This window comes from Marinomonas sp. S3726 (genome assembly GCF_000967665.1).
Classification (GTDB): Bacteria; Pseudomonadota; Gammaproteobacteria; order Pseudomonadales; family Marinomonadaceae; genus Marinomonas.
Map to the genome: position 1 here is coordinate 1 of NZ_JXYC01000014.1, position 12,901 is coordinate 12,901.

The 12,901-nt window shown below is 40.5% G+C and carries 11 protein-coding genes and 1 pseudogene; 5 read left to right on the forward strand and 7 right to left on the reverse strand.

Translation table 11 applies throughout. From position 1 onward, the window contains the following. The 4 genes and pseudogenes from TW85_RS13145 to TW85_RS13160 form a co-directional block, all read right to left on the reverse strand. Positions 1-377 (reverse strand): annotated as a pseudogene (locus TW85_RS13145) (hypothetical protein); the annotation flags it as partial. Between the two features lie 8 nt (positions 378-385). Next, the gene (locus TW85_RS13150) at positions 386-808 is read right to left on the reverse strand and encodes a biopolymer transporter ExbD (protein WP_052702168.1); all 423 of its coding nucleotides are present in this window, start codon (positions 806-808) and stop codon (positions 386-388) included. A 1-nt stretch (position 809) separates the two neighbouring features. Next, positions 810-1,211, reverse strand: a complete 402-nt coding sequence (locus TW85_RS13155) for a biopolymer transporter ExbD (RefSeq protein ID WP_046017600.1) — start codon at positions 1,209-1,211, stop codon at positions 810-812. Further along, complete coding sequence (locus TW85_RS13160) at positions 1,201-2,103, reverse strand: MotA/TolQ/ExbB proton channel family protein (RefSeq protein WP_238326214.1); 903 nt, start codon at positions 2,101-2,103, stop codon at positions 1,201-1,203. The genes TW85_RS13155 and TW85_RS13160 overlap by 11 nt, the downstream gene beginning before the upstream one ends. A gap of 600 nt (positions 2,104-2,703) precedes the next feature. Between TW85_RS13160 and TW85_RS13165 the strand changes: the two genes are divergently transcribed. The 3 genes from TW85_RS13165 (at position 2,704) to TW85_RS13175 (ending at position 7,377) form a co-directional block, all read left to right on the forward strand. Next, entirely contained in the window at positions 2,704-3,810 is a 1,107-nt protein-coding gene (locus TW85_RS13165) for a substrate-binding domain-containing protein (protein ID WP_052702173.1), read from the forward strand. Positions 3,811-3,822: 12 nt separating this feature from the next. Further along, positions 3,823-6,327 (forward strand): EAL domain-containing protein, encoded by a 2,505-nt coding sequence (locus TW85_RS13170; protein WP_046017601.1) that lies wholly within the window; start codon positions 3,823-3,825, stop codon positions 6,325-6,327. A 141-nt stretch (positions 6,328-6,468) separates the two neighbouring features. After that, positions 6,469-7,377, forward strand: a complete 909-nt coding sequence (locus TW85_RS13175) for a folate-binding protein YgfZ (protein WP_052702175.1) — start codon at positions 6,469-6,471, stop codon at positions 7,375-7,377. A 25-nt stretch (positions 7,378-7,402) separates the two neighbouring features. Here TW85_RS13175 and ung read toward each other — a convergent pair whose 3' ends face one another. Both ung and TW85_RS13185 read right to left on the reverse strand, forming a co-directional pair. Then, positions 7,403-8,107: a uracil-DNA glycosylase gene (ung, locus tag TW85_RS13180; protein ID WP_046017602.1), complete on the reverse strand. Its 705-nt coding sequence runs from the start codon at positions 8,105-8,107 to the stop codon at positions 7,403-7,405. A gap of 35 nt (positions 8,108-8,142) precedes the next feature. Further along, positions 8,143-9,042, reverse strand: coding sequence for a choline/ethanolamine kinase family protein (locus TW85_RS13185; RefSeq protein ID WP_046017603.1), 900 nt, complete (start codon positions 9,040-9,042; stop codon positions 8,143-8,145). A gap of 88 nt (positions 9,043-9,130) precedes the next feature. Between TW85_RS13185 and hexR the strand changes: the two genes are divergently transcribed. Next, on the forward strand, positions 9,131-9,988 hold the full coding sequence (gene hexR / locus TW85_RS13190; protein ID WP_046017604.1) for a transcriptional regulator HexR: 858 nt from the start codon (positions 9,131-9,133) through the stop codon (positions 9,986-9,988). A 340-nt stretch (positions 9,989-10,328) separates the two neighbouring features. After that, positions 10,329-11,822, forward strand: coding sequence for a sodium/proline symporter PutP (gene putP / locus TW85_RS13195; RefSeq protein WP_046017605.1), 1,494 nt, complete (start codon positions 10,329-10,331; stop codon positions 11,820-11,822). Positions 11,823-11,936: 114 nt separating this feature from the next. Here putP and TW85_RS13200 read toward each other — a convergent pair whose 3' ends face one another. Beyond that, positions 11,937-12,785, reverse strand: coding sequence for an SDR family oxidoreductase (locus TW85_RS13200; RefSeq protein WP_046017606.1), 849 nt, complete (start codon positions 12,783-12,785; stop codon positions 11,937-11,939). Between the last annotated feature and the right edge of the window lie 116 nt (positions 12,786-12,901).

The window sequence follows — 12,901 nt, forward strand, 5'->3', positions numbered from 1 at the left end:
TCTGGTTCTGGCTCTGGTTCTGGTTCTGGCTTAACTTCCACTTGTGCGATTTGAATTTGCTCGCTCACACTTGGAATATCATTTTCGATTGGTGGGGTAATATTTGCTTTTACAGGTGACTCTACTACAGGCTGAGGCTCTATCACGGGCTGAGGCTCTGGTTTAAGCAGAGGCTCAATCTGTTTAGTTTCAGCCTTAGCTAAGCTAGTTATCTCACTTTCACCTAAATCACCTTGCATACCAATATCGATTAGAACGCCCACATCTCCTGCTGCTTGCGCACCTTGAGTCGTCGGCCTTAAGATAAGCGCTAAAATTAAAGCATGGCAGACTATCGCGATAAAAGAGGCACCAAATATGTGTTTCCAAGTCATCATTTTTTACACTAACCTGCCTGTTTTAACTTGGTCACAAGATAAACACGGGTTAGCCCAGCTAACTCAACTTGTTTAAATACTTGCTGTAAACGGGCTACGGGTAGGTCTTGATCTGCACTAATTTGAACTAAGAAATCATCTTGCGCTTCAGATTTAAGATAAAGCTGTTTTAGACGATCTGATAGTTCGTCTTGCTTTAACTTATCACCATTTAAATAGATACCAAGCTCTGTACTCACGAGAATTATGGCAGGAGACTCATCTTGTTTAATTTCACTTAATGAATCTGGTGGAGTAATAGGAACGGCATCTGTGGCACGTATTTGACCTGCGACCATAAAAAAAATCAGCATGAGAAATACCACATTAATGAGTGGCACTAAATTATCATCAGAGTTTTTTTTGTTGGAATCACTTGCATTAAATTTCACGCTAATTTCCTTTTAGCGCTGCTGCAATGGAGACATTCTTAGCGCCTGCTAAGGTTAATTGATCCAGTAAACCAACAAGCACACCTGTCTCTATTTCAGGCTTTGCTTTTATCAAAAATACCGCGTCAGGATTCTCCGCCACTAAACTAATCAAGCTAGCTTTATCAGACATGAGAAAGTCTTGATTATCTGAAATAAAGCGACCTTTGTTATCAAGAATTTCTAAACGCATAACATCTGTTTTCGATTGGCTCGTCGCCGTTGGCATAGACACATTAATTTGTCGCCAAGGAATAAAACTCGACGACAACATAAAGAAAAGTAGGAGGATAAACACCACATCAATCAGTGGTGTAAGGCTAATGGCTTGGCGTCTCTTCGTATTAGACTGATTAAGCCGCACAATCTTGCTCTGGCATAGCTTCGGACTGGTCAAGTAAGTTGAGTTTAGCCTCTTCGATTTCACCTTTATGAGTGAAGACTTGAGTCACAGAATCACTCATAAGAAAGACAACACGCTCTACCTTACGCTCAAATAGTGCATGCATAGCAACTACAGGTATCGCAACAGCAAGACCAACGGCCGTGGTCAAAAGTGCTTGCCAAATACCACCAGATAAAACAGAAGGGTCAACCTGACTTCCTGCCGACTCCATATTCTGAAAGGCAACTATCATACCTAGAACCGTACCTAACAAACCTAACAGAGGGCTCAGAGTGGCAACGACTTCAAGAGGTCTCAAATAGGCTTTCAATGATTGAATTTTTTCATCTGCTAAACGCTCTATTTCTTCTTTAACCAAGGCTAGATCATAGTCTTGTTTAGATAACTCTGTCATAGCAAACGCGACTACAGCTGAAACAGGACGCTTAGTTTTAAGGCTCTCTATTGCTTGCTCTGGATGAGCTTTACGCCAATGGGACAAGGCTAATTTTAAGTCTTTATCCGATTCCGCTTTGAGGCCAATAAACTGCCAGCTTTTTAAGATAATGATAGTTAAAGCAAACGCAGAGAATAGGCATAGAATCCAAACAACAGGGCCACCTGTTTGCAGGAATTCAACAAGAGGAGAAATGCTTTCATGTTGTAACAGGGTATTTAACTGAGCATCAAAATCTGAGCTAATCTCTTGATTTGTAGAGACTTGATTTGTAACAGTCTGGCTTGAAGAAACATCAGTAACGATTTCAGCTGTCTCTGTCATCTGGATACCCTCAACCATCTCGCTAGTAATACTTGAGTCAGTATTGGTTGTAAGGTCATTTACATTGGGATTTGCTGCTGAGTTCGCCACTTTAATCTAGCCTATTACACATCATAACATGCAAACAATAACTATTATCAATAGCGTTTGCAACATGTTATTCAGTTAGTTCAATAACACTTGATTATTCAATCTATAACCAAATTGGAAACCATTTATAAAAAGCCATTAACTTTCGTTTCTTTACATAAATACTGAATAGTTTTTCGAATGAAATGTGGAGATTATTGGCTTTTAGCAGAATCCCCTGTAATTCGTCTAATTTATTCCATTACAATATGGAGATATTGTGCAAATGCTTTTATTTAAACAGTTTCATCTTAGGTTTTAGCCACTAGCTCATGAGGTTAGCGTCTTAACTTAGCCTGATCCTTGACTACAATTAGTAACATTACTCAGCTTTCTAACAATAGCCAAACGCCAATAGAACGCAGAAAGATACAAAACCTTCAGGGTAAAACGGCCAATTTTTATTATATTTAAAAGCACTTTAAGCAAGAAAAAGAACAACAACTTTCAAAGCAATAACAACAAAAACCTCTACTCTCAATTTTGAAGGATGAATAAGGGTTGAAGATAAGGACATTTATCATGGGTTGGTATGCTTCAACATACGTTAAATGAGATCTTATGATTTTTGCAAAATTAGCTCTTTTTTCACTACTGATTATATTCAGCAAAGTAAGTTTTGCCGAAGAAACATCAGTCTCTATTGAGGTCTCTAGAGACAAGGTCAACCAAGCAAGCCAGTTGGCAAGCCAATATTGGCAAGGACCAACTTCTGGCCCTAAAGCGGCTCAAGATAAAAATATTATTTTTGTTGCCGCAGACCTTAGAAATGACAGTATAAAAAGCCTCTCTCACAGTGTGATAGATGCCATAGACAGCATAGGCTGGAATATCAGTTTTCTGGATGGCTATGGCTCTGATAATGGCCAAGCCAGCATATTAACAAGAGCCATTTCCAGTAAACCAGATGGCATCATCCTTGGTGGCGTCGACATAAAACAAAGAAAAGAATTGCTTAAAGCAGCGAAAACCTTATCTATTCCTGTGGTTGGTTGGCATGCTGGAGAAATCGCCGGCATTCCAGCAGATGAGTCAATTTTTTATAATGTTTCAAGCGATCCAATTGAAGTAGCAGAGTTGGCCGCCCACTACACCATTATTGACGGCAATGGCCAATCAAACATTGTTATCTTCACTGATACCAGCTTTAGCATTGCCAAGACAAAATCTGATGCCATCATCAAGACCATAGAAGATTACTGCTCTATGTGTAATATTTTGGCCATTGAAGACATGCCAATCGCTAAAATCCCGCAACAAATGCCAGCGACCATAGCGCGATTAATTGAAGAGTTTGATAACAAAATCACGCACTTCGTCGTCATTAATGACCTCTATATCGACTTTGCTCTACCTTCACTTTTATCTTCTAAGCTTTCAGCTCAATATTTACCCCGCAGTATTTCTGCTGGAGACGGCAGTAAAGCTGCCTACAAACGAATCGAAACCAATACTTTGCAAGTGGCGACTGTGCCTGAACCTTTAGTGCTTCAAGGCTGGCAGATTGTTGATGAGCTAAACCGTGCTTTTAATAATCAAAAGCCAAGCGGTTATACCGAAAGAGCACAAATAATTAACCGTCAAAACATGAAAAAGTATGTCGACAAGAGCAACAACTACGACCCAGACCAACAATATCGCAAAGCTTATCTTCAGCTTTGGCATTAAGGTTTAACACATATGAATACACCTAAAATCACCCTGGGCTTTAGATTTATATTCTCTGCGCTACTTGTCCTAACTTTGTTATGTTCGTTGGGCTTTTACGTTATTAACTCCCTCTCTAATATTCGCAGCATTATTGATTATCAATCTAACCAGCACATTAATAAGTTAGCGATCAATTCATCTGTAAGCCGTGAAATGTTCATCCTGTCTAATCGTATCCAGCTATTAGAGCAATCACTGCTTTATGATAAGGAAATACTGAACAAGGAAGGCCAGTTTATAGAGCAAAAGCTAAATGAAATTAGAGCCTTATCCGATTCCACTAACTTCTCTCAACTTACCGATGTTTTTATTCGAAACTTTCATAGATTTATCGATAACTCTCTGTCTTTAAACCAAATTTTAAGAGAGTTAAATAGCGCAGATAAAGAGCTCCTCGATATACTAGAAGCGCTGGATCTTTCCGTAAGTGAGAACCACTTAAATAATGTACTACGCCATGAAAACACTCACATCAGCACACCAGGGGATAACTTTCATACTAGTAACAATGTATTAGAAGGGGCCATCACTCGTTTACGTGTAACCTATTTAACAATAGGCAAACTGACAGCTACCATAAGAAGTCGGATCACACCCGATACGGAAGAAGTATTAATCATAGAGATAGAAAACCAGCTGGATATTTTTGAACTCCACCTGTCGAACCTTAATGGTTTGTACTCTCCCATTATTGAGAACAAATTAAAAACGAAACAGAGCCTTGATCAATACCGCCAAGTACTACAAAAGCTGCAAAGCAAACTAGCTCAACGCTGGCGTATCCTCTCATCACTTGCCAAGTCAGAAGATGAGCTTCTAACTCAAGTCGAAAAAACAGAAGGCAGTGTAAAATTCAGCGCTATTTTGCTGAAAAACCAATTAAAAACTGAAATCCAAACACTGCGTTTAGAGGTGATTTATTTCGCTGGCTTTATCCTTATTTTCAGCGGCATTGTCTTTATTCGCCAAATCCATAAGCACATTAAATCTCCAATCAAGACCATCATCACACGCTTTAATGAAATAGAGGCTGACCAGTTTAATCAGGTCATTAAACTGCAGCGTCAGGATGAGTGGAATACGATAGAAAAAGCCTTTAATAAGATGAGTCGTAGACTCGATGAAACCTACCAAGAACTACAGGCTGAGCGAATTAAGCTAAATCACCTAGCTCACCACGATGTGCTCACAGGTCTTGCTAATAGATTGCAAGTTTACCAAGACATAGAACACTGCATTAAAAAGTCTCAACAAACTGGGGCTAAATTCGGCTTACTCTTTTTAGATATTGATCAGTTCAAGCATGTGAACGACAGCTTAGGCCATGGTATGGGAGATCAGTTACTTAAACTTATCTCTAAACGTTTACGTGAAACAGTTGCTTCTGATGGCATAGTGGCACGCTTAGGCGGTGATGAGTTTATGGTTATTTACCCTGACGAACAGAACCTCGCCTCATTGCAAGACAGAGCGGAAGAGTTAAATTGTACCCTTAACTTACCTTTTGAACTCAATGCCAATAGTGTCTTTGCTGGCAGCAGTATAGGCGTATGCCTCTACCCAGAGCATGGCGATACTTTAGAGAGCTTGGTTAGTAACGCAGATGTAGCCATGTACCATGCTAAACGTAAGGGTCGAAACACCTATAGCGTTTACCAAGCGGAGATGTCGACCGAAGCACACAAGCTACTACAATTAAGTTCAGGTATTCGTAAAGCGATAGAGAATGATGAGTTCTTTATTCATTACCAGCCTCAATACAATTTGCTCACAGATGAAATTATTGGCGCTGAAGCCCTCATTCGATGGAATCACCCTGAAATGGGGCTTATCACGCCAGACAACTTCCTACCGATTGCAGAGAAAACCGGCATAATCACAGAAATAGATACCTGGGTATTTACCCGTGTTGTGAAGCAAATTAGCCAATGGCGAGACGAAGGTATCGATCTAACAGATAAGTTCTTCTCCATTAATTTCTCTGCAAGAAAGTTCTTAAGCCCAGACTTGCCTGATGAGTTGTTACACTTGCTTGAGAAGCATAACTGCCCGACTAACTGCATCACGATAGAGATTACAGAGCAGGACCTTGTGGCTAACCTAGACGACTGCTCTGAAGCCATCATAGAACTCCAATACAATGGCTTTAAAGTCGCAATTGACGACTTTGGCATTGGCTATTCATCATTAAACTATTTAAAACGTCTACCTGCCCAATGCTTAAAAATAGATAAGACTTTTGTTGCTGATCTAGATGCAGAAAAGCAAGGCACAGATTCTGCTATAGTGAACGCCATCATTAATTTGGGAACTAATATGTCTTTAACCCTCATTGCAGAAGGCATAGAAACAGAAGAGCAGAAACAAAGCCTTATCCGAGAGGGCTGCCATTTAGGACAAGGTTATCACCTGAGTTATCCGATTCTGCCTGATGAGTTAAGTAAGTTAATGAGAATTAATGTTAAAAGCGCTTGAAAAAGCGCTTAACATGCCACATATATCCTTTTTGCCGTGAATTATATTGATATAAGTCATGACATCTAACCAAGCATCTTAATACGACATTCAAAATATTTCGTTAAGATGGTTTTTATTAGGACACTTTTGGCGGCCTTTATGAATTCAGTTTCCATCATTTCTGACTTTACTCACTTGTTACCAGCTTCAACCAGTGCCGAGCAGCTTGCCTGCATTAAGGTCACCGGCCCTGACAGCGTTAAATTTTTACAAGGACAAACCAGTTGTGACTTCACCCAACTCACACACGAGCAGGGTCTACAGGGAGCGGTATGCAATATTAAAGGCCGAGTTATTGTTAATTTTTATGCCTTTCTTCGAGGTGACGACATACTCCTTATCATGGCGTCCGACCTGATTGAAACTAGCCTTAACCACCTAAAAAAGTTTGCTGTCTTCTTCAAAACCCAACTAGATAGTGCCCAAGAAGACTTTAAAGTCGACTATGTTTTTAGCCAAGATAACTTGCTAACTAAACAAGAGATGCCTTTTGCATGTGAAGCCATTGCGCCTTCTCATATATTGGCCCAACTATGCCAAGCTGAGGTTAATCATTATCTATACATTCGCCCAAGCGATGAACAAAACGCACCTCAAATCCCAGACAAAAATGATGACTTATTTGGCTTAAGCTTATTAAGTGGCCAAGCTTTGATACAAGCAGAAAATACAGAGAAGTTCATTCCACAAATGCTAAATATGCAGTATACCCATGGAGTGAACTTTAAAAAAGGCTGTTATACAGGGCAAGAAATTGTTGCTCGTATGCAATACAGAGGTAACCTGAAAAAGCACCTCTACCTCTTAAGCGCTCAAGAGAAATTAACACTCTCAGCGGCTATGAAGCTTGCCAACCAAGATGGAAAAGAGGTTGCTGAAGTCGTGAGCTCAGTAACCTTAGGAAGTAACACTTTAATTTTTGCCATTATTGGTGATGAGTCAGCTCAAGCACCTTTATTTTATCAAGGCACACCTCTCACCCTTGAACCTTTACCTTACAATCAATAGCAGCAATAACTAACACCTTATCACTCTAAAAGAGCGATAAGGTTTGGCCTTGTTGAGCATCATCAGCTAAGCGCCAATCAATTTCTGTTTTACCCTGCTTCTTTAGATACTTATTTGCTAAAGAAAAGTGCTGACAGCCTAAAAAACCACGATACGCAGATAAAGGCGATGGATGAACAGACTCTAAAACCAGATGCTTTTGCCTATCAATTGCCTTGCCTTTTTTCTGAGCATAAGAGCCCCAAAGCATGAAGACTAACCCTTGATGCTCATGGTTTAATAATTCGAATACTTTATCAGTAAAGGTTTCCCAGCCTTTTCCTTGATGAGAGTTAGCTTTGGATTTTTCCACACTCAAAACACTATTAAGCAGCAATACACCTTGCGCCGCCCATGCTTCTAAATTGCCATGTGACGCAATTGGAATATCCAAATCTTGATTCAACTCTTTATAAATATTGACCAAAGAAGGGGGGACTTTCACTCCAGATTTAACGGAGAAGGATAAGCCATGGGCTTGGCCTGGCCCGTGATAAGGGTCTTGGCCTAAAATGACCAACTTAACCTGATCAAAAGGGGTTAACTTAAAGGCATTAAAGCAGTCTTCTTCAGTTGGAAATATCTCTACTCCTGACTCTCTTTGTGACGTAATAAAAGACTGTAAAGACTGCATATAATTTGCATCAAACTCAGCGGCTAATTTCGCTTGCCATAAGGCTTCCAAGGGCATAATGACTCTTACTCAAATCTAAACATATTTAATGACTAGGACGTTTTTGAGAGCTTGCTTTGGGCAATATCTTCTAGCACTTCCTGTTTAAAAGCATGATAACACTGTATTGCTTCTACATCTTGGGCTGTCGAGACATGCTTAAGTAACAACCAAGCCATTTCACGTATTTTGTAAAGTAATTGATAGTTATCAAAATCACCGGTGAGAACTTCTAGCGTTAGCGACTCATCATAATTTGCCAAAAAGTACTCTTTCTGAGGAGTAGAAAAATTATGGGATGAAAAAATCAAAGCCAGATCAAACAAAGCATCGCCCATTCCGGCATATTCCCAGTCAATCACCCAAAAATGCAATTCATCAGCCAAACAGTTTTTAGGGTTAATATCGTTATGGCACATAACGGGCAGATAAGGTCGTATTTTATTCAAGTAAGAAAATGACAAATCTTGCAAAAAACTAACTTCATGTCGTAATAAATTGTCTTTTGATAACCTTTTTTCACAGGTATCAAGATAGGCTTCTATCACATTCTTTACGTCATAATGCGCTTGGTTTGAGGGCATTTGATGGATTAATCGAGTACTTTTTGCCAGCCTTAGGATGTCTGAGTCCGTATGATTAACCTGCCAATCAAAGGGCTTTTGAGCAACAAATTGGCTAACCATCAGGCCAGTTTCCTGATCAAAATAAAGACAGGATGGAGAAATTACCGCCTCTTGCGCCTTAGTTAGGGCTATTTTTTCAGAAATTCGTGAGATCTGGAAATCTTTCTCATCAAGCCCAGGTACACGTAAAACCCACCTAGGCTGTCCTTGCCAAGAGAGACAATAGGCCTTATTTGAATAGCCGCCTTCTAAAACATCTATGCTGAGTTCAATTGCAGGCGGAATCAGATGTTTAATTTTATCTAAATGTTCTAATAATGTTGTCATTTTCAATCATTTTATTGCCAGATTTAGATACGGCTGTCAGAATGACTAATAGTCGTATCTGAGTCAATAGACAGGCATAAGCAGAGCAATGAATAAACACGAAGACATAATTCGTAAAATCCAGGACAAACTGGACACATTAAGTAAATCTGAGCGCAAAGTTGCAGAAGCAATTTTATCAGACCCAAAATCAACCATTCATTCCAGTATCGCAAAATTAGCTGCCCGAGCTGAAGTGAGTGAGCCAACCGTTAACCGTTTCTGCAGAAGCTTGATTGGTAGTGGTTTTCCAGATTTCAAAGTTGCCTTGGCACAAAGCCTTGCAACAGGCACACCCTATGTAAACTTAAATGTTGAGCCTGATGATGCTCCTGGGGCTGTCACTAATAAGATTTTTGAAGCAGCTAAGAACAACCTTACCCGTGCTCAAGAATTATTGCCGCCTTCCTTAATTAGCCGTGCAGTAGATATTCTTGCTCAAGCACGTCGCATTGAGTTTTATGGACTAGGTGCATCAGGTCCTGTTGCTCAAGATGCTCACCACAAGTTCTTCAGGTTAAATATGCCTGTCGTGGCCTACATAGACATTCTAGTGCAACGCATGGCTGCTGCTGGTACTCACCCAGGCGATGCTGTTGTAGTGATCTCTTATACAGGCCGTACCCTACCCTTGATCGAAACCGCACGAGTTGCCCGTGAAGCAGGTGCAACTGTCATAGGTTTAACGAATCCAAACTCACCTTTGACTGAGCATTGCTCTATTGTATTGCCAATTGAAGAGACAGAAGATACGGACATTTATACACCTATGAGCTCACGTATTGTCTATCTCACCCTGATAGACGCTTTAGCAACGGGTGTATTACTAAAACGTGGCCCTGAGTTTAATGCACATCTGCGTAAACTTAAGACCAGTGTTAAGGATACCCGCTTACCGAAAGAGTAAAGCTTATATAAAGATTAAGCCCGCTAACCAAATAAGTTAGCGGGCTTTTTGTCGTCTTTACGATGCATTTTTTGCCAACGCCTCAATTACAAAAAACTAGATTAGTATTTTGCAAAGAATAAGAGCATTTCGAAATTTCGCCCTCGTTTTCTGAAAGACAGTTCACTCGTCAACCACCTAGACTAAAGATGAAGGCTTTTATCTATATGCTCAGCTGGGAAAATATATCCTTTTTTCCTTCTAGCACTTCATTTTGTAACCCACGTCGGTGCAGTGGTTTTCAACTCACATAAAAAATAATCAAAAAAACTTATTAAAGTTAAAAGAACCAGGAAATAAAATGATAGAAAACAATTTAATAATCACCTTTACCTTTCTAGTTTACCTTGCGGTAATGCTAGGAATAGGTTTATACGCTTACAAACTAACCTCAAGCTCTGAAGATTACTTCTTAGGCGGTCGATCTCTAGGCCCTTGGCCAACAGCGCTCTCTGCTGGTGCTTCTGACATGAGTGGCTGGTTGCTACTTGGTCTGCCTGGCTATGCTTTTGCTGCTGGCATGGAGTCTATCTGGTTAGCAGGTGGCCTTTTATTAGGTACTTGGTTGAACTGGTTAATCTGTGCAAAAAGATTACGTACTTACAGTATTCAAGTGGATAATGCGCTTACTATCCCTGAATACTTATCTCGCCGTTTTAAAGATAATTCCAAATTGCTGCAGACTATTTCTGCCTTTTTCATTTTACTTTTCTTCCTTTTCTACACAAGCTCGGGCTTAGTAGCAGGTGGTAAACTGTTTGAAACTGTATTTGGTCTGGATTACTCAACAGCCGTTATCATAGGTACTGTTTGTGTTGTTTCATACACGCTATTTGGTGGCTTCTTAGCGGTTTCTTGGACTGACTTGGTACAAGGCCTTCTCATGGCAGCAGCACTTGTTATCGTGCCTGTTATTGCACTTGATGGTTCTATCTCTGAACTAAGCGCTAACCTTGAAGCGAAAAACCCTGAGTTACTAACCCTTTGGAACAATACAAAAGGCGAGCCTTTAACTTGGATCAGTATTGCCTCTCTTGCTGCTTGGGGCTTGGGTTACTTTGGTCAGCCTCATATCCTAGCGCGTTTTAAAGCTTGTCGTTCTAACCAAGATATCACCACAGCACGTCGTATTGCCGTTTCTTGGACTGCCCTTTCTATGGCTGGCGCTCTGCTGATTGGCTTTGTTGGCATCATCTATGTTGACGCAAACCTAGGTGGTAGCTTGGCTGATGGCGAGACTATCTTCATGATCTTGGTGAATGCAGTTTTCCATCCAGTTGTTGCAGGTATTCTACTCGCCGCTATCTTAGCTGCCATCATGAGTACTGCTGACTCTCAACTATTGGTTTCTTCATCTGCACTTGCAGAAGATTTCTACAAGCAGCTAATCCGCAAAGAAGCTAGCAGCAAAGAAATCGTAATGGTTGGCCGTGTTGCCGTTATTGCTTTGTCCCTATTAGCATTAATGCTAGCGCTTAACCCAGATAGTTCGGTACTTGGCCTAGTCTCTTATGCATGGGCAGGATTTGGTGCAGGTTTTGGTCCAGCTATCTTGTTCAGCCTATTCTGGCGCAGAATGAACCGCAATGGTGCCTTAGCGGGTGTCTTGGTAGGTAGTATCACTATCGTTGTCTGGAAACAGTTAAGCGGCGGTATATTTGACCTTTACGAAATCGTCCCTGGCTTTATCTTAGCCTCTATCTCTATCGTCCTTGTTAGCTTGATGACAGCATCAAATGACGAAATCGAAACGACTTTCGATGAGTATGAGAAAAAACTAGATACCATGGCGTAAGCCAACTTTTATCAATGGCTCGCTTCTCCCCCCGAAGCGAGCCATTTTTTCCCTTCGCAATTTTTCTTACTTCACAACTGATAAAACAACCAAACTCCATATACCGAATCAGAATTATAAGAAGCTCTCAATCACAGCGGCTTGTTGTTTTCTGCCTTCTGGATCTGCTTGTGTTTTCAGTTCACAAAAAGCATTTGACCAATCTGAGGTCCGGACTCTAACTGCTGGGTTAGGGTGATTCACACAGTCGAGAACAACTTTCGCAACCTCATCACAGGTTTGATAAATACCTGTTTCGCTACGCCCTTGAACACCCCCAATATACTTTTGCAAGATAGGTAAATATTCATCATCTAACATGCCACCAGACTGCGCCACTTGAGCCAGCACATTATTACCAAACTCAGAGCGAATGCCGCCTGGCTCAATCAATGAAAATTTAATATTAAAACTGGGTTGAATATAACTGGCCATGGACTCGGTATAACCTTCTACAGCAAATTTTGCAGCACAGTAAATCTCATTAAAAGGTTGCCCAACTAAACCGCCCACAGATGAAATATTAATAATATGGCCTGACCTTGCTGCTCGCATAAAAGGTAAAACGGCTTTTGTACAGCGAACGACCCCCATATAATTTACATCCATAACCCATTGGATATCATCTTCACTCGCCTGCTCTGTGCTCCTTACAAACCCAGCACCAGCATTATTTATCAACAAATCAATTTGGCCTTCTTGCCCAATAATATCAGCCACACATTGATTCACATTAGCGCTATCTTGCACATCCAGCCGCTTAATGGTGACAGCCATATCTGACGTAATTTGTGACTCTAAATTAGATTTTTTCTCTAGGTTACGCATGGTGGCATAAACATGAAAACCCTGTTTTGCCAGCATCAGCACCATACTTAGCCCTAACCCTGTTGACGTTCCTGTCACTAAAGCAATTTTTTTCATAACTCTCTCCCACATAAAGTAAACTTGTGAGTGCATATTAAAAACTTCAAATTAAAAAGTAAACTATTAAGTTTACTTTTTGGTTTCTAGACAAAAAAAAGCCGACTAGACCGGCT

Coding starts and splice junctions, on each gene's coding strand:
- TW85_RS13165 (WP_052702173.1), top strand. CDS start 2,704: ATGATTTTTGCAAAATTAGCTCTTTTTTCACTACTGATTATATTCAGC.
- TW85_RS13170 (WP_046017601.1), top strand. CDS start 3,823: ATGAATACACCTAAAATCACCCTGGGCTTTAGATTTATATTCTCTGCG.
- TW85_RS13175 (WP_052702175.1), top strand. CDS start 6,469: ATGAATTCAGTTTCCATCATTTCTGACTTTACTCACTTGTTACCAGCT.
- ung (WP_046017602.1), bottom strand. CDS start 8,107: ATGCCCTTGGAAGCCTTATGGCAAGCGAAATTAGCCGCTGAGTTTGAT.
- TW85_RS13185 (WP_046017603.1), bottom strand. CDS start 9,042: ATGACAACATTATTAGAACATTTAGATAAAATTAAACATCTGATTCCG.
- hexR (WP_046017604.1), top strand. CDS start 9,131: ATGAATAAACACGAAGACATAATTCGTAAAATCCAGGACAAACTGGAC.
- putP (WP_046017605.1), top strand. CDS start 10,329: ATGATAGAAAACAATTTAATAATCACCTTTACCTTTCTAGTTTACCTT.
- TW85_RS13200 (WP_046017606.1), bottom strand. CDS start 12,785: ATGAAAAAAATTGCTTTAGTGACAGGAACGTCAACAGGGTTAGGGCTA.